This is a genomic window from Chryseobacterium sp., from assembly GCF_019236175.1.
In the GTDB taxonomy this organism is placed as follows: domain Bacteria; phylum Bacteroidota; class Bacteroidia; order Flavobacteriales; family Weeksellaceae; genus Chryseobacterium.
The window spans coordinates 108,742-131,822 of the sequence record NZ_JAFAJM010000020.1 but is presented as its reverse complement, the minus strand read 5'-3'; the positions used below and the strand labels follow the sequence as shown (position 1 = coordinate 131,822).

20 protein-coding genes are annotated in these 23,081 nt (G+C 37.7%); 13 read left to right on the top strand and 7 right to left on the bottom strand.

All coding sequences use genetic code 11. The features are described from left to right. From JO178_RS18965 to JO178_RS18940, 6 genes are all read left to right on the top strand, one after another. A partial coding sequence (locus tag JO178_RS18965) for an RHS repeat-associated core domain-containing protein (protein ID WP_291939180.1) occupies positions 1-1,552 on the top strand: 1,552 nt, incomplete at its 5' end. 3 nt (positions 1,553-1,555) lie between these two features. Then, entirely contained in the window at positions 1,556-2,128 is a 573-nt protein-coding gene (locus tag JO178_RS18960) for a hypothetical protein (RefSeq protein WP_291939177.1), read from the top strand. A 164-nt stretch (positions 2,129-2,292) separates the two neighbouring features. Further along, complete coding sequence (locus JO178_RS18955; RefSeq protein ID WP_291939175.1) at positions 2,293-3,066, top strand: hypothetical protein; 774 nt, start codon at positions 2,293-2,295, stop codon at positions 3,064-3,066. Then, positions 3,066-3,698, top strand: coding sequence for a hypothetical protein (locus tag JO178_RS18950; protein WP_291939172.1), 633 nt, complete (start codon positions 3,066-3,068; stop codon positions 3,696-3,698). Before JO178_RS18955 ends, JO178_RS18950 begins: the two co-directional genes overlap by 1 nt. Before the next feature lie 484 nt (positions 3,699-4,182). After that, a complete protein-coding gene (locus JO178_RS18945) occupies positions 4,183-4,449 on the top strand; it encodes a hypothetical protein (RefSeq protein WP_291939169.1) in 267 nt (88 codons plus the stop codon). A 115-nt stretch (positions 4,450-4,564) separates the two neighbouring features. Continuing rightward, complete coding sequence (locus JO178_RS18940) at positions 4,565-5,164, top strand: porin family protein (RefSeq protein WP_291939166.1); 600 nt, start codon at positions 4,565-4,567, stop codon at positions 5,162-5,164. 112 nt (positions 5,165-5,276) lie between these two features. Here JO178_RS18940 and JO178_RS18935 read toward each other — a convergent pair whose 3' ends face one another. After that, a complete protein-coding gene (locus tag JO178_RS18935) occupies positions 5,277-6,125 on the bottom strand; it encodes a sialate O-acetylesterase (RefSeq protein WP_291939163.1) in 849 nt (282 codons plus the stop codon). A gap of 3 nt (positions 6,126-6,128) precedes the next feature. Beyond that, complete coding sequence (locus JO178_RS18930; RefSeq protein ID WP_291939160.1) at positions 6,129-6,695, bottom strand: TetR/AcrR family transcriptional regulator; 567 nt, start codon at positions 6,693-6,695, stop codon at positions 6,129-6,131. A gap of 228 nt (positions 6,696-6,923) precedes the next feature. On the opposite strand from JO178_RS18930, the gene JO178_RS18925 reads away from it, so the two are divergent. Beyond that, entirely contained in the window at positions 6,924-8,168 is a 1,245-nt protein-coding gene (locus JO178_RS18925; protein ID WP_291939158.1) for a hypothetical protein, read from the top strand. A gap of 221 nt (positions 8,169-8,389) precedes the next feature. Here JO178_RS18925 and JO178_RS18920 read toward each other — a convergent pair whose 3' ends face one another. Together JO178_RS18920 and JO178_RS18915 are read right to left on the bottom strand one after the other, a co-directional pair. Then, positions 8,390-9,454 (bottom strand): serine hydrolase domain-containing protein, encoded by a 1,065-nt coding sequence (locus tag JO178_RS18920; RefSeq protein ID WP_291939155.1) that lies wholly within the window; start codon positions 9,452-9,454, stop codon positions 8,390-8,392. A 180-nt stretch (positions 9,455-9,634) separates the two neighbouring features. Then, positions 9,635-10,108, bottom strand: a complete 474-nt coding sequence (locus JO178_RS18915) for a hypothetical protein (protein WP_291939153.1) — start codon at positions 10,106-10,108, stop codon at positions 9,635-9,637. A gap of 399 nt (positions 10,109-10,507) precedes the next feature. On the opposite strand from JO178_RS18915, the gene egtD reads away from it, so the two are divergent. The 5 genes from egtD (at position 10,508) to JO178_RS18890 (ending at position 17,556) form a co-directional block, all read left to right on the top strand. Next, complete coding sequence (egtD, locus tag JO178_RS18910) at positions 10,508-11,488, top strand: L-histidine N(alpha)-methyltransferase (protein WP_291939151.1); 981 nt, start codon at positions 10,508-10,510, stop codon at positions 11,486-11,488. 16 nt (positions 11,489-11,504) lie between these two features. Further along, positions 11,505-12,695: an ergothioneine biosynthesis protein EgtB gene (egtB, locus tag JO178_RS18905; RefSeq protein WP_291939149.1), complete on the top strand. Its 1,191-nt coding sequence runs from the start codon at positions 11,505-11,507 to the stop codon at positions 12,693-12,695. Between the two features lie 8 nt (positions 12,696-12,703). Continuing rightward, entirely contained in the window at positions 12,704-13,624 is a 921-nt protein-coding gene (locus JO178_RS18900) for an ABC transporter ATP-binding protein (RefSeq protein WP_291939147.1), read from the top strand. Further along, entirely contained in the window at positions 13,621-15,189 is a 1,569-nt protein-coding gene (locus JO178_RS18895) for an ABC transporter permease/substrate-binding protein (protein ID WP_291939145.1), read from the top strand. Before JO178_RS18900 ends, JO178_RS18895 begins: the two co-directional genes overlap by 4 nt. A gap of 465 nt (positions 15,190-15,654) precedes the next feature. Continuing rightward, positions 15,655-17,556: an amidohydrolase family protein gene (locus JO178_RS18890; protein ID WP_291939142.1), complete on the top strand. Its 1,902-nt coding sequence runs from the start codon at positions 15,655-15,657 to the stop codon at positions 17,554-17,556. Between the two features lie 97 nt (positions 17,557-17,653). Here JO178_RS18890 and JO178_RS18885 read toward each other — a convergent pair whose 3' ends face one another. The 3 genes from JO178_RS18885 to JO178_RS18875 all read right to left on the bottom strand — a co-directional run bounded on the left by JO178_RS18885 (position 17,654) and on the right by JO178_RS18875 (position 20,406). Beyond that, positions 17,654-18,799 (bottom strand): hypothetical protein, encoded by a 1,146-nt coding sequence (locus JO178_RS18885; RefSeq protein WP_291939139.1) that lies wholly within the window; start codon positions 18,797-18,799, stop codon positions 17,654-17,656. A gap of 99 nt (positions 18,800-18,898) precedes the next feature. Beyond that, positions 18,899-19,384, bottom strand: a complete 486-nt coding sequence (locus tag JO178_RS18880; RefSeq protein WP_291939136.1) for a hypothetical protein — start codon at positions 19,382-19,384, stop codon at positions 18,899-18,901. Positions 19,385-19,617: 233 nt separating this feature from the next. Beyond that, positions 19,618-20,406 carry a PhzF family phenazine biosynthesis protein gene (locus tag JO178_RS18875; protein WP_291939133.1) on the bottom strand — a complete coding sequence of 263 codons (789 nt, stop codon included), beginning with the start codon at positions 20,404-20,406 and terminating at the stop codon, positions 19,618-19,620. Between the two features lie 229 nt (positions 20,407-20,635). Here JO178_RS18875 and JO178_RS18870 point away from each other — a divergent pair, with 229 nt between their 5' ends. Further along, positions 20,636-22,672 (top strand): M13 family metallopeptidase, encoded by a 2,037-nt coding sequence (locus JO178_RS18870; protein ID WP_291939130.1) that lies wholly within the window; start codon positions 20,636-20,638, stop codon positions 22,670-22,672. The last annotated feature ends 409 nt before the right edge of the window (positions 22,673-23,081 follow it).

Genomic DNA, 23,081 nt, shown 5'->3' with positions numbered 1-23,081 from the left:
AGACGGCGAAGGTAAATTCACCAAATTCTACAGTGAAGACGGAAGTTATGAAATCGTAAAAGACAATACCACAGGAAAAGAAAAGCATATCATTTATATCGGAGGAAGTCCTTATGAAAGCAATATTGTATATTTAAAAAACTATACGGAGAGTAGTGGTTCTTATAAATTCCTGCATAAAGATTACCTGGGAAGCATCTTAGCGATCAGCGATGAAGCCGGAAATAAGCTGGAACAAAGGCATTTTGATGCATGGGGCAACCTCATCCATCTGCAAATTGGAAACGGACCCGTCATCACAGACAAAAATGGCATTCTGAACGAAGCGAAGAATCTCATCTTAGACAGAGGTTACACTTCCCACGAGCACTTTATGGAAATAGGCATCATCCATATGAACGGAAGGCTGTATGATCCATTATTGAGGAGATTCTTAAATACCGATGAAAACATTCAGGACCCTTATAATACCCAGAATTATAACAAATACGGGTATGTGCTGAATAATCCGTTGATGTATAATGATCCGAGTGGAGAACTACTCTGGTTTATAGCACCTATGTGGGCTCTGATCCACACATTTTTGACCGCTGCTATTACCGCAGCGTTCTGGGGAGCCGTTATCGGAGCCGGGCTGTATCTGATAAAAGCAGCTATTACAGATAAATTCAGTATGGGAGGATTCGCTAAAGCGATATTGCTCGGTGGTCTTTCGGGATTTGTTACAGGAGGAGTTTCCAGTCTGTTTAGTGTCGGTAGTTTTGCAGGTACCGTTGGTGTGGGAGCTTTAACAGGAGGTCTGGGAGGAGGAATTGATGCTGCATTTAATGGTACTAATTTTCTCGAAGGGGTGTTGAGAGGTGCTGCCTTTGGAGGTACTGTGGCAGCGGTAAGCTGGACTATTACTAAAATGGTTAATGCTGCCAATATTACAAAAGGTAATCATGAATATAATAAGACCGATAGTTATTCCTATAACAACATAGACCGATCTATAGATCAAGAAAAATATTCATACGGAACTATTAAAAAATTTGAAGAAAGCTATGGTAGTCTAGGAAATGAAGGAGTCGAACATTATTATCTTTTTGCACCAGACGGTTATGGTATAGCACAAGATGACAGTTTTTACAAAAAAACGTGGTGGGATAATCTATGGAATAATAATCGAATAGTTGCTCGTGGTCAATATCTTGGCATAGCTTCAAAAAATAATATTTACTTATCAAAAGCAGCTTTCGCTTCAAAGGGTCTTTTCACAGAAGTGATAACTCATGAAACAGGGCATGTGATTTTAAATACCTCAAATCTTGCAATATTAGCCAACACGGCAACTAATTTTTCCAAATATGCTGATAATGAATTTTTAGATAATTGGGGGCACGTTGCTATCAGGAGAATGTCTATAGAGTTACAAAAAGTGAACCCATGGATGAATGTAGAATGGATAAATAGTGCTTTTAAAAGTAGCGAACTTATGAGATATATAAACTCTTCAAAACCAGAACTCGATATATTATTAAAAAAATTAATTAAACCTTTTAAATACTAGAAAATGAAAAAAAATGTAATTTATATTTTAATATTACAAATATTTACTTTGTTTTCATGCAGGACTAAAGAAAAAGAAATATATGTAGATCTTTCCTTGAATAAAGAAGATTCTGTATTAGTTGTTAAATACACTAATTTAAATCAAAAAAATTATTATATAGATTTTATTCCTGAATTGAATGATAGCCATTTTAAGATCTTACCAGAAGGAGGAAGCACATTTGGATTTATATTTATTCCTATTACTCAAAAAAATCATGATGACTTGTTAGAAAAATTCAACTGTAATACTTATAATAATTATGGAAAAGAAAATCTTTATCAATATCCTATTTTTCTAAAAGGTAATTCTAATAAGACTTACATGTTTAAAATTAAAAATTATATCTCTGGAAGAACTTTAAAGCTTGAATCTCCGATTAATCCATACGTAAGTTTTTTGAAGGACATGGAAGCTTCAAATTCTACTAAAGAGATTGAAAAGTTACATGTTTTAAAAGGTTACAATTGTAATGGGTATACTTATTTTACAGGAGACTTTATATTTAATTTTAATCAACTTATCTTACCTTAATCTACAGGTCCCCCGCTGCACAAAGTCTCCTAACCTTGAGCTAATAAATGAAAGTAATCCTATAAGGATTCGCTAAAGCGATATTGCTCGGTGGTCTTTCGGGATTTGTTACAGGAGGAGTATCCAGTCTGTTTAGTGTCGGCAGTTTTGCAGGTACCGTTGGTGTGGGAGCTTTAACAGGAGGTCTGGGAGGAGGAATTGATGCTGCATTTAATGGTACTAATTTTCTCGAAGGGGTGTTGAGAGGTGCTGCCTTTGGAGGAACTGTAGCAGCAGTAAGCTATATGATTTCATATTTTGCCAATCCAAGAACTTGGGAATTGACAAAAGCAGAATATGATTCTTACGGTATTCCAGAATCTGGTGAAGCACTGGATCCTTCTGTAGATACTTTAAGGAAAATGTTTAAAGAAACGGGATGGAATGAAATGAATACCGGAGCAAAACAGTTTTATGCAGATAATCCTACCGGAAGATATATCAGAAAAGGAGATTTTTATTATGATACAAAAAAAGGAGAAGATGTAATTGCTTATACAAGAAGAAATTTTTGGGATAAAGATACCTCTAGTATAAATTTTTCAAAAGGAGCTTTTGCTTCTAAAATTAAGCTTGGATTTGTAATGACACATGAATTAGGGCATTCTACAATAAATCTTAATCCAAGCCTAAATATGTATTTACAGGTCAAAACTAAAAGCGGATATGAACCAGAAATGCTACCTGGAATACCTGGATCCGACTTAAAACCAATTAGTATTGAACATGGGGCCATTTGGGGTATTGAAAGAGATTTCTTATTACTTAATGGAAAGAAAGATTTACCTCTTTTTTTTAATCCACAAAATGCAACATATTTTAATAGTTGGTTTTTACCTGGACAACAGTATAATAGAGTATATGAATACATAAAGCACTTACCCGTAAAGATAAAATAATGAAAAAATTAATGCTAATTATATTAATTGTCTGTTTAAGTTGTAAAGATGACCAAAAGATAAATCGGAACGAAGAAGTTTCAGTTTATATTGGAAAAAAGGATATGTTAGATAACAATAGTCTTATGATAGAATTATGGTTTAGTAATAATTCTGATATTAACTATTTGCTACCAGTATCTCCCACCTATATGTTAGAAAATAGGAAAAAATTATTTAATCCAGTATTTGGACGCATAATTACTTCAGACTTTACTGATAGTAATGATTATAAAATGAATTTTTTATTAGACGATTATACTGAAAAATATTCTTATAAAGGATTTTCACGTCAATCATATAAAATGGCAATATATAAGGACTATGAAGGTTTTGCAAATTCTTTGTTATTTATTTCTAAAAAAACAAAAAAAAGAATGTTTTTGATATTTAATTTATATGAAAGCTGCAATGACTCTCCACAAAAATGTAATGGTATTTTTTATGATAATTTATCAAAAATTAATTTAAGTATAATAGACTATCCTAATAATTTTAAGATATTAGATTCTTTGCTGGAAAAAGAAAAAATAGATTATCAAGTTTATAGGAAATTACCCTATTTAAAAGATTCTTTATTTATTAATAAGTAATTTCTTGGAAGGAATAGCAAGAGGAGCTGTCTTTGGAGGGGCCGTTGCAAGTGTTTCTGGAATTTCAGTCAGACCAGGCCGTAAAAGAAGCGTTTTATCAGAATAGTATTATTTCTTTTATACTGGCATCAATTGCCTGGATTTGGATATTATTTAAATGGAAAAACAATAAATTAATTTTAAAACCTGCGGATAAATTTTAGAAGTAAAAAGGTTCTAAGGAGCAGAAGATTACCGGTACAGCAGTGCAATAGATTATACTGACGAAAAAGGATTACTGGATGGTATTGAAGTTTTTAGAATCTTTGATTTTTAAGAGTATGGCCACACGAAAGATTCGTGAGGTAGCGGGGATAGTATAATTATTATTTCAGGCGGTACAAAAACATACCATCTGTTCCAAAAATAATGAAAACAAAATAAACACATATGATTTTTCCAAAAGCAAAGAAAATAGCTAAAGAACTTCATTGGTATAAAACAAATGATGATGTATTTTTCTTATTCATTATTCTATAAAAAACAATATGAAATCATGGGACTGATACCTTTAGTGATCGGAATAGGAATGCTGTACTTCCTGTTAAATTTTAAAAGCAACCGGATAACCAGAGAGGATTCCAGATATCAGTATGCTCATGAAATAACAATCTGGATAATTACCGTTTTATTGATTATTGGCGGAATAATACTGGTTATCAGGGATGTTTTTTATCTTTTAATGAAAATCAACCTGCTATCGATACTATAAAAATATACCGGATTCAGATAAAATAAAATAAGAAGCTGTATTATCATGTAAAAAATACAGCAGAACCTTCTTATCGATCAATATTAAAATACAAATTTTTTAAAAACATTATTTTATGAAAAAGCAATTATTAAGCCTGTGCCTCGTTGTGTCAACTATGGCATTTGCTCAATCGACATCAGGACCAAAATTTGGTCTTAAAGCAGGGGGGAATCTTTCAAGTGTAACGGGAAGTGATACCAGATCAAAACTAGGATTTTATGGCGGGATATTTCTCAATTTTGCTGTTTCATCTGTATGGAGTATTCAGCCGGAGCTGGTGTATAGCCTGCAGGGAGCAAAAGCAAAAGACGATTATGTCTTTGGAGGATATAAAATTACGGCTTTGAAACAAAATCTGGGTTATGTCAATATTCCTGTGATGGTTCAGTATAATGCTACTTCTGAGTTTTATATAGAGGCGGGCCCTGAATTTGGATACCTTGTGGATGCCCGTGCAAAAGGAGATTTTAACGGACGTTCCTATGACGCAGGGAATATAGACTCATTTAAAACCTTTAATTTCGGTTTGGGTATAGGTTTAGGCTATAAAATGACTCCGAACTTTGGAATCAATGCCCGCTATACGGCCGGTTTAACGGATATTGTAAAAAATGGAGGCGGAGAGGCTTCAAAAAATTCCAATCTGCAGTTAGGCCTTGCTTATTCTTTTTAGGAAGGCCTGAAAATCAGCCCGCTTTGCGAAATCTCAGGACTTTGTGCCAATAATTCAAAGTAATCTTCTACCTGTTCTCCGGAGTCAACTGACCTTGGAGGGCAGGTATATTTTATTTCCGGCTGAGCAGGGTCAGTGCTTCCAGATACTCCTTAGGCTCAATATTTCCGGCTGCAAATTCATGTTCCAGCAGTCTGATTTTTTCTGTTGGGGTATAAGGACGGTTATAGAGACTTGCCAGTATATCTTCTTCATCGCAGAGAGGATCGGAAAGATGCTGCAAGTTTCGGAAGGCATTATAATACCTTACTCCCAATAGTCTTTGTGACCGGGCATTGAAATGAATATCATCCGCATTCGCTGTAAGCCCTTTGGCGGTAACAAAATAAGAGTTGGCATAAGCTGCGGCAAAATCTTCCAGTGCCTGATTTACGAGAGGAGAGGAGGTAAAATACTGTCCAAAAATGCCATTGGATAAGAAATCGCCCAAACCACCTATGATAAGAGGAACTTCCGGAATATGTAATTCCTGACGCAATGCCCTGATAATGACAGAAAACTTTTCACCATATTGCAGTGCTTTTTCCGGAGAAGAGTCACTCTCACCCTGATGCCAGAGGATACCTGCAAGCCGGCTCGTTCGTTGTGCAAGTCTGGCTTGTGAAATGGCATTTTCAAATAAAGCGCCACTTATAGCCCAGTCATCAAGGCTGGTTCCTCCGTCAGCACATGGAATCAGGCCTATCTCATTTTGCTTATTGTCTTGTCTCCAGCAGGCGGCAAATGAAGCGGCAAGCCCCACACCGGCACTGGGACGATCAAAATTAACGGGTTCGGACATGATTTGCCATAATCCGTTTCTTTGCATTTTAATATGTTCATCAAAGATAGGCGGTACTTCTTTAGTATAGCCACGGCCGGCCATATTAGATTGACCCATCATTAAAAAAGAATGTATCATTTTTTATCTGTTTAATGGTATACCGATACTTCTGCCGAATGAATACCAGGCCAGCTTCTTTACCTCATTGGGGGCAATATCTCCGGATCTGAATGCTGTAATCGTTGCACTGATGACACTGGTGAAAAGAATTCTTATCCATGGTAACGGAAAACGGTCGTCAATTACCTGTTCCTTCTGTAATTTCTGAAGAGTATCCAATAACTGATTTCTTAATTTAAAATACGCCGCATTTTGCTCACTTTCATAAGCTGTTGAAGAAGACTTAATATCATCATTCAGCTTCATGAGGAAAGCATATTTTGTTCCGCTGTCAATGCCTGCGTATAATAAATGTTCAAGCTGTACCAAAGGATCTTCCGAGCTGTTAAAGGCATTAATCGCTGCAATTTCCCAGGTCTCCTTCATATTTTTATAACATGCTTCCAATAATTCATGTCGGCTTTTAAAATACCGGTGAAGCGTTCTCCGGTTGATACCACAACGTACTGCAATGTCTTCAATGGTTGCAGAAAAATTCTCATTTAAAACGGATATCGCGGCATCAATAATTTTTTGCTGGGTATTCATATAATTTCTTACGGTCTCAAAATTACGAAAATTGTCTCATTATTGAGACAATTTTATTTTCAATAGGGTTAATTATTGAATCAACAAAGCAGAATAGGGAAATCATAAAATTAATACAGGCTTAATACTGAGGTGATCCGGATCAAAACGGAATATATTAGTTTCGTACGCAGTTTATAAATTGCTGATCAGGCTTCTTATATCTTATTAAACACCAAAAAACTAATCATGATTCAAAAACAAATATGGGGATGGATGCTGATGCTGATGTTTACCGGCACCGGATGCCAGAATACTGAAATAGCTTCCGTAACAGGGGAGGAACTTTCGGCACAATTCAATACCGGCAGAGCAGCTGCTGATGTCAGTGTCAACCCTTATACAGACACCAGTGCTTATATCAGTTCAGGTTTTAGTTTTTTAAATCCGGCTCAGATCGATAAAAACCGGCAGGCGGTTGGCGGAAATTCTTATACTGAAGTCTATGGATTCAATATACCGGAAGAAAACAGGGTAAGAGGAATCCGCTGGAATACTGATGATGAGACCACCTCTATCTGGCGGCCTCAGGGAATTGCAGGGTTTACAAAAAATGGGGTTCGTTATCTGCTGGTAAGCTGGTATGCCAAGGATGATGCCGAATATAAAGGGTCCCGAATTACCCTGATTGATATCAGCCCGAGTTCTTCCACTTACCTGACGTATCGCCATATCCTGCTGGTACAGCCCGATATTCCGGCCGGTACTACAACCTATACGCAATATGGTGCTTATGCTCCTCTGAAAGTACATGCCGGAGGTATTGCCTGTTTTAAAGGGAAAGTATATCTCAGCAGCACCAGTCTGGGAGTTCGGATCTTCGATCTGGATAAAATAATTGAAGTAAGCACAGGAGACAGTACCGGTGACAAATGCGGTAAAGATACCAATGGTAATTTATTCGCCTTCAATTACCGGTATATACTGCCGCAGACCGGGTATCAGAAGATCAATAATGCGAGTCCTTTCTCCACCATACAGGTTAATGATGAAGGAACTCAACTCTGGACCGGTCAATACTATGCAGGGAGCGCCGATGCTTCTATTGTTCCCATGGTTTTTGGTTTTCCGGTGGATGCCGGCGGAATGCTTCAAAACTCAGGGATTGTCACCGTAAGTCCGAAGAACAGCCTTTTTACCGATAGCCATGCCCATGGTATTCAGGGTGTATTCCGGAAAGGGAACAGAACATGGCTTTCCTGTACCGGATCTCCAAGCAACTCTTATGGTTCCAATGCGCGGCTGGCAAGATATACCGACGGAGCAGATGATACGGTACGTTACCGATGGCCTTATGGAGCAGAATCACTCTATTACGAATCTCAATACGGATATCTGTGGAGCCTTACAGAATATGAACCCAATGCCGGAGCTCAGAATGGCAGCCAGGTCAACCGATGTATATTTGCCGTTGATTTTTCCAAATATGAATAACAGAAAATTTACCTCGGAAGTTTAAAAAAAGAAGCATCGTTACCAATGATGCTTCTTTATTTTTGGGAATCTGCTTTCAGCTATTGTCTGGTGAAAATTAAATCTCCGGTTTCAGGTAAGTAGATTGCTGTATCAAGATAAGACGGGAGTAAACAAAAAAATCTCAGCACTGCTGAGGTTTTTAAATGATCCAAAGAATCATTATTTATCATTACAAATCGTCATTCTCTGTTTTTTATTTCCGGAAGTGTAATTTCTTTGTTATACAGCAGACGGACTACATTTTTTATAAAATCTTCTTTCTTAATTCGTTCTCCGTTTGTGACGTAAGCGATGGAGAGATCTGCCTCTTTATTATAGATAAGAACTGCATGTGATCCTAAAGTATCACCTCCGTGTCCATAGAATATGATACCGTCAAAATCCCAAATGGCCATTCCTCTTCCCCAGTCTTCTTTTTTTAATACGGGCTCCATGAGTTTCAATGATTCTTTTTTAAGAATATTGTTGTGGAATAAACTATTGATGAATATGTTCAGATCATAAGGCGTAGCGGAGACATCACCCACACCGATGACGTTGAGAAAGTCTATTTCCTTTTTCAGAAGAGTCCAGGAATTGTTTTCATACCGGTAAGGCAGAAATACATTTTTTTGATGAGGTTCGAATGAAACCAGATTTTTAAGTTTCAGAGGTTGTATAATTTCTGAATCAAGGATTTCGTGAAAGGTTTTTTTATGCTTTCTTTCAAGAATTTTCGTCAGGAGATAATAGGCGGAATTGGAATAAGCTACCTTTTCCCCCGGTTCAAAACTTTTCCCCTGCTTAATGATAAGATCTACAATTTCACGATCGGTTGCTTTTCCGGTAACCCAGACTTCGCCATCTTTTATTACATAACTTCCCAGTCCGCTGGTGTGTTCTAATAGATTTTTAATGGTGATGATACCTGAATTGGGAACTTCAGGATAAAATGCTGACAGTTTATCATTCAGATCTAAAGCATGCTTTTCAATTAATTTGAAAATTAAAACAGCAGTCATCATTTTGGTTACCGAACCTACCTGATATCTGGTGCTTGGGTTATAAACTAATTCAGGAATGTTTTTTTGTCCGAAGTTTCTGGTGTAGACTTCCTTGCCATTTTTAAAAACCGACAGACTTCCGACTCCTATATTGTTGTTTTCAATATAGCTGAAGTAATGGTCCAGTTTTTCCGGAACAATGGTCTGTGAAAAAAAGCAATGGGAAATAAGAAGAAGTAATAAGGAAATCTGATGTTTCATGGCAAATAGTTTTATGAGTTGTAAATATAACAATACGCACATCAAATATATTACATTTAAAGATAGGTATGTTGCGCAAAATCGACTGATTTAGAACCCATATATTCAATTGCCCCGCTACAACTAAAAGAAGTAAGAGCTGATAAGAAACAAAAATATGTTCTCAATTATCGATAAAAATTAGTGGAGAAGATACCAGATTAATGCACCGATTCCGGCATATACACTCACCGTAATAATGTCAGCGATAGGTTGTGAAAAACGCTTTTCTGCAATTTTTTCACTATTGATCTGGTTCTTATGGAATTTCAGAATCTTTTTAGGATGGTGAACAGGATGGGCTACCAGACTGTCACTTTCCCATCTGTCAACGATTATTTTATAGCTTCTGCCTTCAACATCTATTTTAACATTTTTATTAGGGGCAAGTTTCTCCTGGATATTCACCGGAACAGGGGTCGCCTGTTGTGCCTTTACATTGGGAGATCCGGCTGCCGGACTTTGCATTGGCGCAGATGCTGTATTCACAGGAGCTCCATTCTTTTTAGATTCCTGCTTATTGTCGCCCGCCGTATCCGCCTGCTTTTTTACCTGATATGTATAGCAGCTGCTAAGAGAAAATACTATAATGATAAAATAAAGATTCTTTCGCATTAGCCAAATTTAAGAATTAAACGGAATATTTAGCATTTTCTTTTGAAAGATACTGTTTTTTTATGATGGAAAATGTAATAAGACTACACGAAAGGATTTTTTGTAGCAGGAGGATTTTAGTATTTGTTCATTTTTTTTTTAACCTGATAAATACATAGGAATGTCTTTGTAGGTATTATATTATCCAGGAATTTATTCCCCCAACTTGCTCAGTTTTTTTATCATAGAACTCAGGATTATTCAAATAAGATGAAGTGTGGTAGGATGAAAACCGCAAATAAATCCTATCTTTAATTGGAGGAAACGGAAGAAGTTCATATGTTGATGAAAAGAGAGGGAAAGTAGTTCCGCTGACGGCAGGATACTTGTAGTTACTTAATACCAACCAAAATATAAACTATGAATGTACAGTTCAAACAGGATCATCAGTTTAAAAATAAGTATACCGATAGTTTTCGCTCGGATGTTCTGAAAGGCTTGTCTGCTCATCAGAAAAAACTATCATCCAAGTATTTTTACGACAAAACAGGTGATCATCTTTTTCAGCAGATTATGGCCATGCCGGACTACTATCTCACCCAGTGTGAGCTGGATATATTTCAGAATAAAACAGAGGAAATGGCAACGGCAATTTCCCATATCAACGAATCTTTTGACCTGATAGAATTAGGTGCAGGCGATGCGATGAAATCATCTTATCTTCTTAAAAAACTGGTAGAGAAAGGAACAGACTTTACCTATATGCCTATAGATATCTCAGGAAATATTCTTTCCGTTTTGCAGGAAAATCTGAATAAGAAACTGCCTGAACTGAAAATTCTGCCTCTGGAAGGAGAATATTTTGATATGCTGGATAAGGCAACCGGTATTTCGAAAAGAAAAAAAGTTGTCCTTTTCTTAGGGGGAAATATCGGAAATATGGAAATTGATGAAGCACGGCATTTTTGTAGAGAAGTGAAAAGAAAGCTGAACTCCGGAGATTTGTTCCTGGTAGGTTTTGACCTGAAGAAAAACCCTAATACCATTCTTGCCGCCTATAATGATCCTGCGGGAATTACCGCTGCCTTCAATCTTAATCTTCTCACAAGAATCAACCGGGAACTGAATGCCGACTTTAAACTGGAGCAGTTTCAGCATTATCAAAACTATGATCCGGTTTCAGGAGCCTGCAGAAGCTTTCTGGTGAGTCTTTGCGATCAGAAAGTACATATCGGAAACCACGTGTTTCATTGCAGGGAAAACGAACTGATTGATATGGAAGTTTCTCAGAAATTCTCAGAAAAAGAGATCCGGAAACTGGCAGAAGATTCGGGATTTCATATTCTTATTGAAATCAATGATGCCAAAAACTGGTTTGTGGATTCCGTCTGGGTGATATAATTTAAAATGATTTCTTATGAAAAAAGATACACAATCTGTAAAGACCCTCTCTCATAAAAACCTGACAGAAAAGTATGCTGAAATCCGGAATCATTCGGTTGAGATTTGCCGGCCTCTGGAAATTGAAGATTATGTAGTTCAGCCGGTCGTAGATGTAAGCCCGCCGAAATGGCATTTAGGGCATACGACCTGGTTTTTTGAGACCTTTATTTTACAGTCTGATTTCCCGGGATATGAAGTTTTTGATCCTCAGTATAATTTTGTATTCAACAGTTATTATGAAACCATAGGAGCCCGCGTCATCCGTACAGACCGAGGAAATCTGAGCCGGCCTTCCGTTTCAGATGTTTTTAAATACCGTGAATATGTAGACCGGAAGATGTCCGAATTTTTTGAAAACGGATATCTTACAGCATCATTGGAGCCTCTTCTGGAACTGGGTTTAAACCATGAACAGCAGCATCAGGAATTATTGCTAACGGATATTAAATATATTTTAGGGCACAATCCGCTGTTTCCTGCTTACAGAAAAAGACCTGCTTCAAAAGAAGATAATCTTGAAAACTCAGGAATGATACACTTTTCAGAAGGGATTTATGAAATTGGTTTTATGGGAGAAGGCTTCTGTTTTGATAATGAATTGGGAAGACACAAAGTATATCTGAATGATTTTGAAATAAGCAGCGGGCTGGTTACCAATAAAGAATACCTGGAATTTATGGAAGCCGGAGGCTATGAAGATTTCAGGCACTGGCACGCCGAAGGCTGGGACTGGGTACAGCAGAGCAATGCGAAATCCCCATTGTACTGGCATCTGATTGAAGGAGAATGGATGAATTATACCCTAAACGGATTACAGAAAATAAACCTCAGTGAAGCAGTATGTCATATCAACTTTTTTGAAGCTTCCGCTTTTGCTGCATGGAAAGGAAAACGCCTGCCCACAGAAGAGGAATGGGAAGTGGCATCAGGCCATTTCAATTGGGGAAAACGCTGGGAATGGACAAATTCTGCCTATCTTCCGTATCCTGGATTTACAAAAGAAGCCGGAGCCGTAGGAGAATATAATGGGAAATTTATGGTTAACCAGATGGTGCTGCGTGGTGCTTCTGAAGCCACTCCTTCCGGACACAGCAGAAATACGTACCGGAATTTTTTCCAGACACGGCTGCAGTGGCAGTTTACGGGAATCAGACTTGCACAATAATTTTGCCTATGATTACAGTAGAATCGGTTTCAAAAAGTTTTAACGGGAAAAAGGCAGTTGATACCATCTCTTTTCAGGCAGATGATAAGGAGATTCTGGTATTGTTGGGAACCAGTGGTTCCGGAAAAACAACAATGCTGAAAATGATTAACCGGCTTATTGAAGCCGATTCAGGAAATATTTTCATTGATGGTAAAAATATTCATTCACAAAAGGTGGAAGAACTGCGGATGGGAATTGGCTTTGTTATGCAGCATTCCGGATTGTTTCCGCATTATACGATTCAGCAGAATATAGCCGTTGTTCCCGATTTGCTGAAATGGGACAAAAAAAAGACGGCCGGAAAAATACAGGAACTATTGCATAAACTTCATCTTTCAGAAGATATACTTAGCCGGTTTCCTCACGAATTGAGCGGCGGACAGCAGCAAAGAGCAGGAATTGCCCGTGCTTTGATTGCCGGCCCACCAATTTTACTGATGGACGAACCTTTCGGAGCGCTGGATAATATCACAAAAGCCGATATTCATTCGGAATTTAAATCATTGGAAGAACTTAAAAGCAAAACCATTATTCTGGTTACCCATGATGTACAGGAAGCATTTGAGTTAGGTCATAAAATAGCTCTGATGGATAAAGGAAAAATTATTCAGACCGGTACCCCAAAAGAAATACTGTACCAGCCGGAAAATAATTTTGTTAAAGATTTTTTTGCCCAAAACAGACTTTTACTGGAATACAAAGTCACCCGACTGAAAGATGTAAAATCATGGAGTGATGATCGTGGTTTCTATGAAAAGTTTCAGTTTTCAGAACATACCCGTTTCTGGGATGCTCTGCAGCAGCTGAGTGTAGATATGATACATTCCGAAGATTACGAAAATCTGATTAAAGCTTTTAATGAATACCGAAAATTTCAGATTCTATGAGCGGACAGAGTTTTTGGCAGTTTATTATAGAACAACATGAAAAATTACTCACCCAGATTGTTCAGCATCTGGGACTTACCTTTCTGGCTTTATTTCTGGCTATTATAATCGGGCTGCCTTTAGGAATTTTAATCGCCCGGAAAAGAAAATTATCAGGTTCTGTTTTAGGGCTCGCCGGAATTTTACAGACTATTCCCAGTATTGCTTTGCTTGGTTTTATGATTCCCGCTTTCGGTATAGGAGCAACTCCTGCCATTGTTGCATTACTGATCTACGCACTTTTACCTATCATCAGAAATACCTATACCGGAATTACGGAAGTAAGCCCAACGGTAGCTGAAGCCGCAAAAGCAATGGGAATGAATAGAAAACAACTGCTTCTCAAAGTTGAACTTCCCTTAGCTATGCCGGTGATCATTGCCGGAATCAGAACAGCGGCAGTAATCAATGTGGGAGTGGCTACCTTAGCGTCGTTTGTTGCGGCAGGAGGGTTGGGTGAGTTTATTTTTGGCGGAATTTCTCTTAATAATACACATATGATTCTGGCCGGAGCTATTCCGGCAGCGTTACTGGCAGTTTTTTTAGATCAGACGATTGCTGTTTTACAGAAATCGGGTTATCGGCTGGTCAAAAAGTTACCCTATATTATTCCGGGTGTATTGATCATTATGGGCATAGTTTATCTGGTGACTTCCGTTTCGGATACCAAACTTAAAGCTGGCTTTACCCCTGAATTTATGGGAAGACAGGACGGAGATCTGGGACTGCGCTCGGTGTATGGACTGAATGTCCATCCTCTTGTGGTAAGTGATGCCATCATGTACAAAGCAGCATATGAAAAAGAACTGGATCTGATCAGCGGTTATTCTACAGACGGAAGAATCAAAGCCTTTGATCTGTACGTTCTGGAAGATGATAAAAAGATTTTTCCGCCTTACTTTGCTGCTCCGGTTATCAAAACAAAAACACTGGAGAAATTTCCGGATCTTGAAAAAACACTGAATCTTTTGTCAGGAAAATTGAATGATTCCATCATGACAGACCTGAACTATCAATCAGATTATCTCAAACAGACTCCTGAAAAAATCGCCAGAGACTTTCTGATAAAAACAAATTTATATAAAGTTCCGCGCCAAGGAAAAAACTCCCCAACTATAAAAATAGGGTCCAAAATTTTCGGCGAACAGTACATTCTTACTGAAATGTATAAAATCCTTATTGAGGGCTATACAGATTATAAAGTGGAAACCAAAACAGGTCTGGGCGGAACAAAAATCTGCTTCGATGCTTTAATGAACGATGCGATAGATTTTTATCCCGAATATACAGGAACCGGGCTTCTGGTTTTGCTGAGACCCTCTGCAAAAACGGTAGAAGAGGTTTCTAAAAGTCCCGGAAAAACGTTTGATTATGTGAATCTGGAATTTCAGAAGCAATATGGGATTAAATGGCTCAATCCATTGGGGTTTAATAATGCGTATGCTCTGATGATGAGAAGAGAACAGGCCAGGGAACTTAAGATTACAAATATTTCAGACCTGAAAAATTATCTGGATTCAAAATAAGAACCTTAATGATAATAAAAAAGTAAACACTTGTTTAGGAAAGCAGGTGGGCATGATGTTTTTTATCTTCTCATGACTTTATTCAGCCTATCATTTCTTGTATTGGCAAGGAGGTAAAAAGGTGCTGGTTTTGAGCTCTTATAGCAGGTTTAAGTAAAACGTACTGATAATTAAAATTTTAGATAGAAAATATTAATCAATAATCGGTGATAAAATTTGTTTTGAAAGAATATTTTTCCATACTTTTATAAAGTAAAACTAATAAACGGAAATAAATGAGAATTATGTATTCTATTACAGTTATTAAAGTGTAATTATTTAAAATAATCTTTTATTTATTTAAATTATATAATAAGCTTCGTCTTTTGAGAGGCCGGATTTTCTATGGCATAAAAAGAAATATATAATTAAAAATAGATACCGGCAGAATTAAACGTAACCATTCACTTAAACCAAATTAATCCTATGGAAAAATCACACAACCACACTCATGGCTGCACGCATTGCGCCTGTAACAATCCTGTTTTAAAAATTCTTAAAGAAGAACTTTTTAGTCAGGAAAACCTGGAAAAAATACAACAGGTGATCAAGAATAAGACCAGCAAAGCCCCACTGAATCTGGTAATCAGTAAAGGAACCGGAACGATCCTGCCTATGATCGGCGGATCAACAGAGTCTGTAGATGCTATTGGTATTGCTAACGGAAAAGTGGTGATAACCGGTAAAGAAGACTATGTGAAAGCCTATATGGCCTTGAGTCATCCGGGATATCATACAAGAGAATTGACCGGAACGCAAACTTTACTTCCCGGGCTGATTGAACCCCACGTTCATATCGTTCCGGCAGCCATGATGAAGACCGGATGGATGGATGTAGGTCCTTTTAAAGAACAGAATTTACGGGCTGATTATGACTTGGAATTTGTTAAATCAGAGCTTAAGAAATGGGATTTTAAAAACGGAGAGGTTATTTTAGGAAGAGGACTGGATCCGTCATTAATGCCTTTTGTGGGATCAAATGAGCTGCAGAAGATCGATAATAAGGTGCTTGATGGTATTTATGATAAAGGACCTGTCATATTGTTGAGCGCTTCTATGCATACACTTTATTTAAACACTAAAGCTTTTGAATATGTATTCAATAATAATGATAAGGTGAGTCAGGAATATGGAACGGTTGATAATTATATTAAGGAAACCCAGGGTCAGCTACAGGAAGCCCTGCAAATGGGACCTGCGTTACAGACCGTACGCGGGCAGATCCTTCGTATGAGTAAAAATATTAATCACTGCCTCACTGAACTTTTTGCGGAGGCTAATAAAAGAGGGGTTACCTTTATGTATGATGCCGGACTGGATGAAAATTTTGAAATTCTTTTAAAATTATATTTTAAGACTCATGATGAGTTGGTAAGAACGGGCGGGGCATATCTTTGTGCCGGTCAGGAAGATGTTGATAAACTGCATCAGTATAGAGAGCCTGAAGAATATAAACAGGCATACCGTGGGCATATTAAAATCGTTTCAGATGGTTCAAACCAGGGGTTGACCGGTTATCAGAGTGCTCGGTATAAGTGTGAAGCCAATTATCCTACAGGAGTATTTAATTTCCCACAGACAGGTATTCCTGCACATACGATTCCGCCAAGCTATAATACACTCATCAATACTGCGGTAGCTGTCAAAGGCTGGCCGCTGATGATTCATGCTAATGGCGACCAGGCGGTAACATTCGCTATCAATGCCTATCAGCGTACACTTGCCCGGTATAAAGGCCCGGAGCTTCGTAATCGTATAGAACACTGCTCACTTCTGACTGCAGATCAGATTACCAATATGCTGCAAATGGGGGTGTCGCCAAGCTTCCTTATCGGCCATGTAGGCTATTGGGGATATGCTTTTAAGGAGGTGATATTCGGTGAAAAAGCGCAGATGCTCGATCTTTGTGGCTCTACTCTTGCTGCCGGTATGAGAATTTCTCTTCACAGCGATAATGAGGTAAGCCCGCTGGGTCCTTTGAGAATGATGGAACAGTCGATTACCAGAATCATGGAAAAGAAGCCCGGAAATATTGAAGTTTTAAACAGTGCGGAATGTCTTACTCCTGAGCAGGCATTGATTGCCGTTACTTATGATGCGGCATGGCAATGTTATGCAGATAAATGGGTGGGCTCATTACATAAAGGTCATTTTGCTGATTTCGTGATACTGGACGAAAATCCTCTTTCATTGAATACGCAATCCTCACAATACATGAAAATGCGGGATATTCCGGTATCGGAAACCTGGGTAGGAGGAATACCTGTATATGAGAAAAATCCAAAAGTACTGACTGAAAAAGATATCATGTATTCAGAAAACTCGTAACAGATTCTGAAAAAAAATAACTGATTAATACATCAGGGATCAATCAGAGTAGATCGTTTTCTGCTCTGATTTTTTTATTGTTTATCTGGAGTTGTATTTAGGCTTCTTCGTATTCTTTCAGTTCTTCCGGAGTAAATAGAATCCGGTAATCAGGATTTTTCTGATAATTGTTTTGCGTTTTTTCATAGATTTCTCCTTCATCTATTGTCCAGGAAATTTGCTGGTATTTAATAAAATCAAGTTTTCTTTCTTCCGTGTCTTTTTCTTTCCGTTTTTTTAGATTACTTTTCCAGGTTTCATTTTCACAGCATTCACATTTATCTTGATAAACGGCTTTGTATCCGCAACATTCACAAAATTTCGGATTCTCAAATTGTTGAATATAATTTCGGTCCGGATTCGGGAGTGTTTCAGGCAGAGAACTCAGAAAATTTCCGAAACCTATCAGGTTTTTAGAAATATAAAGTTTGTTATCACTCCAGCCGGCGTGACTGATTGTATTGTGTCTGAATTCTAATATCACAAAACGGTATTTTTGAGAATAGTCCAGATCTTCTAAAACAGCATGGCGTATTTCTTTCCAGAGGTATTTTTTTCCGTTATGCTGAAAGCCTTCTCCTTCGGGGGTTATTTTTCCGCGATTTTCTAAATAATGTTTTCTGCATGCGACATAATCCCAGTCGGTATGGTATCTGATTTCTCCTCTTTCACCACATGTTTCACAGATGTGTTCAGATTTTGCACCGTATTTTTCAATGATTGTGTAGATCTCGCTTGCATATTCGTGATGGGTGTAAAATTTTAACTCGGCATATTTTTCTTTTATACAGGATACCTTCCTGTCCCATCCGTGATCGTTAAGTTCCCTGATAAGATCAATAACCAACGGATACCAGCCTGCTGAAATTTGCAGCTGAATTCCATTTAAGTCTGCAAGTTTCCTTAAATCATACGAATTTAATTCATCATTGATGATGAAATCTTCAATCCTTGTACAGTTTTTATTTACAAATTCCTGATTCTGATAGTTTTCTTTCTTTTGCTGATCTTCTGAAGCCTTATTTTCAAGGGAAAACTGCTCAATTGATGCCCCGTTGGCTTTTGCAATTCTTGAATGAATCTGGTCGATCAGTTCCTGATGTTCGGATTTTTTCTTCGGTTTGAATTTTTCCAGATTCAGGATGATATAAATGATTGTGAACGAGATTAATAATCCGAGTATAATTGCAACAGAAGTAGTCATGAGTTATTTTATGTTTCCGGCGTTAAATATAAAATAATTCATTGTGAATAATGGTATTGATGAAGTTTTTAAAGTACCGGCTAATAACCGGAATGTAATTTATTTTTCCGGTTTCAGAGAAAAGTTATCCATATAAACTGCCTGATGCACTCCGCTAAGTAAGACTTTCAGTCCCAGATAAGAATCTTTTTTCAGAGAAATGGTATATACTTTCTTATTTCCGGTTATCTTCGCAGGCTTAGCTATTGAAGTATATGATTTTGTATCGGAGGTATTGCCGATTGAAAACAGTTCCAGTGTAGTTTCTCCGCCGTTGTCTGAAAGATCAAGACTAAGGGTATATTTTCCCGCTTTAATTTTTGGAGTTACCAGATACATATTTTCCCGGGGATCCTTCATAGAATAAAATATAACCTTTTTATCACTTGCATACAGCATTGCTTTTCCCTGTTGGGCAGTCCAGCATTTGTTGATATCTTTCCATGTATCGAAATTCTCTGTAAGGGTAGATACGGTTTTGCATTGTGCTTGTGTTGTCAGAAATCCTCCTAAAGTTATGATTCCGGTGAATACGATTTTTCTCATGTTATGGTAGATGTATAGTTACGTAAAAATAGGTAAAAGAAATCCTTGCAGAGAGGATTATGCTAAATATCATGTAACGTGATGCCTTTTGGAAATAAAGGATCAATAGGGCATAACTTTCCTGTCTGAATAATAGATGTTTTTTCAGAGTATGGCGGTCTTTCAGATTAAATTAAAAATAAATGATGGATTTTTCCTTATTGTCAGGGATATACAGCCTGATCAGGAGAATATCATTCTATCCATAAATGTCCTGTAGAATAGGTTCTGGCTTTGCCAGCCACGATCACTCTTTCATTTTTGTTTTCACAATAGAGCTCACCGCCTCTTTCTGATAACTGGCGGGCAAAAAGCTGATCTTTTCCTGATCTTAATGACCAGAACGGAATGAGTGAGCAATGGGCAGAGCCGGTTACAGGATCTTCAAGAATGGATGACTGCGGGGTAAAATATCTTGAAACAAAATCACTGTCGGTACCCGCTGCTGTTACAACAACGCCTCCCGGATCCAGATTAATAAGGTCGAAAACAGATCTTTCAATCTGGATCTTTTTTATGTCTTCCTCGGACTCATATACCAGCACATAATCTCTTGACTTGAAGACTTCTTTAGGCTGTATATTGAGAGATTGGGCGATGTTATCAGGGAGAGAGGCCGGTTCAGGTATTCTTGACGGGAAGTCCATATAATAAACCCCGTCTTTTACGTCAACGGTCAATTCACCGCTCTTGGTCTGAAAAACAATTCTGTCGTTCTGATATTTTAAGATGGAAGCTAGGCAGTGAGCGGTAGCAAGAGTGGCGTGTCCGCATAAATCCATCTCTATTTCAGGAGTAAACCATCTCAGGTGAATGGTATCACCATTATCAATAAAGAAAGCGGTTTCTGCTACAGCATTTTCACGGGCTATTTGTAGGAGGGTCTCATCGGGCAGCCATTCTTGTAACGGGACAACGCACGCAGGGTTTCCATGGAAGATTTCCTCTGTGAAGGCGTCTATCTGATATAATTCTAACTTCATAATTGATGTAATTTGAGAATGTAAAGATAACCTATTCCTCAGGCTTGTGATTTGTAGATGAATGATATTTTTGTAATGTATTTACCGGTTTCATAAATTTCCGGAATCAGTGATCTGTTTTGTATGCAATATTTTGATACATTTGGTACAAAATAGGGGGATTTTAAGATTCCATCAGACTTTGGAATTTTGAAAAATACCAATGATAAAAATTTACTAATCAAAAAATATGAAAACAAAAAATCTGACTATTGCAACATTGGGAATCGCTGTCCTATGCTTTATTGCCTGTAAACAGGATAAAACTGAGGCTTCCCGTGAACATTTTATTGAGACAAGTTACATTGATAAATCAGTAAAACCGGGTGACGATTTTTACGAATATGCAGTCGGGAACTGGATGAAAACAGCAAAAATACCCGGTGATCAGACGTATGTGGGTGGCTTTTATGATATTGTAGATTCAACAAAGAAAAGAATAAGATCTATTCTGGAAGATGCTGCAAAAAATCAGGGGAAAGCCGGAAGCATTCAGCAGAAAGCAGGTGATTTTTATGCCTCAGGAATGGATTCTGTAACAATCAACAAACGTGGGGTTGAACCTGTAAAACCGCTGCTAACCAAAATAGATGCTATCCAATCTGTACTGGGACTTATGAAATTCGTGGCGGAAGAAGAAATGAATGGTACCGAAAGTCTCCTTAATTTTATGGTATATGCTGATCAGAAAAACAGTGCTATGAATATTGCCTGGCTGACTCAGAGCGGGCTTGGACTTCCTGACAGGGATTATTATTTTAAAGATGATAAAGAAACCAAAATTGTTCAGGAGGCTTATAAAAACTATCTGACCACTTTGTTTAAGCTTACAGGCTCGGACGCTTCAACCGCTGCTAAAAACACAGAAACTGTTTATAATATCGAAAAAAATCTGGCCTCATCCCATAAAACAAATGTTGAGCTTCGTGATGTGGCAGCGAATTACAACAAAGTGACCTTATCCCAGATAGAAAAGACTCAGCCTAATCTGAACTGGGGACAGTTCTTCACCACTTTAGGGGTAAAAGTGGAATCATTGGATATGGAACAGCCTGCGTATTATGATAAGCTGAATTCTATGTTGACAACAGTTCCGCTTTCGGACTGGAAGGTATATCTGAAAGCCCATTCGCTGAATTCTTATGCAGATCTGCTGAGCAGTGATTTTGAAAAAGCATCTTTTGAATACAGAAAATCTTTAACCGGTCAGAAAAAGCAAAAACCGAGATGGGAGCTTTTGGGAGCCGCTACCGATACCCAGCTTGGTGATGCTTTAGGGCAGCTGTACGCTGAAAAATATTTTCCACCGGAAGCAAAAAAAAGAATGGATGAGCTGATTACCAATCTTACCAAAGCTTTTGCCAACCGCATCCGGAATCTGGACTGGATGAGTGATGTTACAAAAAAGACAGCAGAAGAAAAACTGAATGCTATTGCAAGAAAAATCGGATATCCGGATAAATGGAGGGACTATAGTAAAGTGAATATTGATAAGACTAAATATTTTGAAAATACGATAGCCTGTAAACGAAACAATTTTGAATTTCAATTATCCCAGCTGGGGAAACCGGTGGACAAAACCTTATGGATAACAACACCGTCAACCGTGAATGCATTCTATAATGCTTATTTGAACGACATTAATTTTCCGGCTGCCATTCTACAATATCCGATGTTTGATAAAGATGCGGACGACGCCGTTAATTACGGTGGCATTGGGATGGTCATCGGCCATGAATTAACCCATGGTTTTGACGATCAGGGCGCTCAGTATGACAAAAACGGAAATATGAAAAACTGGTGGTCGAAAGAAGACAAAGACAAGTTCAATGAAAAGGTAAAACAAATTCAAAAACTCTACAGCGGCTTCACGATTCTTGATAATCTTCATGTGAATGGTGAATTAACCACTGGGGAAAATATTGCTGATTTTGGAGGAATTGCGATTGCTTATGATGCATTTAAAATGACAGAGCAGGGAAAAGGAGATAAGAAAATTGACGGATTTACACCGGACCAACGCTTCTTTTTGGCCATGGGAAATGCATGGCGTACGAAAATGACCGATGAACTCTCCCGTCAGCTCATCAATGTGGATACTCACTCCCCGGATAAATGGAGAGTTTTGGGACCATTAATGAATTTTGAGCCGTTTTATAAAGCATTCAACCTGAAGCCTGGTGACAAAATGTACAAAGAACCAAAAGATAGAATAAAGATCTGGTAAAAGGTTTTATGACATCTCATATGATAAAATAATGAATAAATAAATGTCATAGCCAAAAGAGGATGTCTCAAAAGCCAAATAATTTGGCTTTTGCCATTGACTATGTCGAATCTTCGGTTTCTGACGAAGGAAGAGTCTTATTGTTTATCAGTCGTTTGAGATTCTTCACTGCATTTATGAACTGCGTTCACAGACTTTCAGCCTGTGTTCAGAAGGAGATTTTTGAGACAACCTCTTTTTATTTTTTTCATAAAGGTGATTAACCATGTTGAAATCACGATAGGTATTATACTTTATGGATCAGTGCCGGATCAGTGTTGAGTTTCTCCAACAAAAAAGAACATTTACAGCAATGTAAATGTTCTTTTTATTTGTGTTAATAGAATTTTGCCTGTTCAGGGTAAGTGGG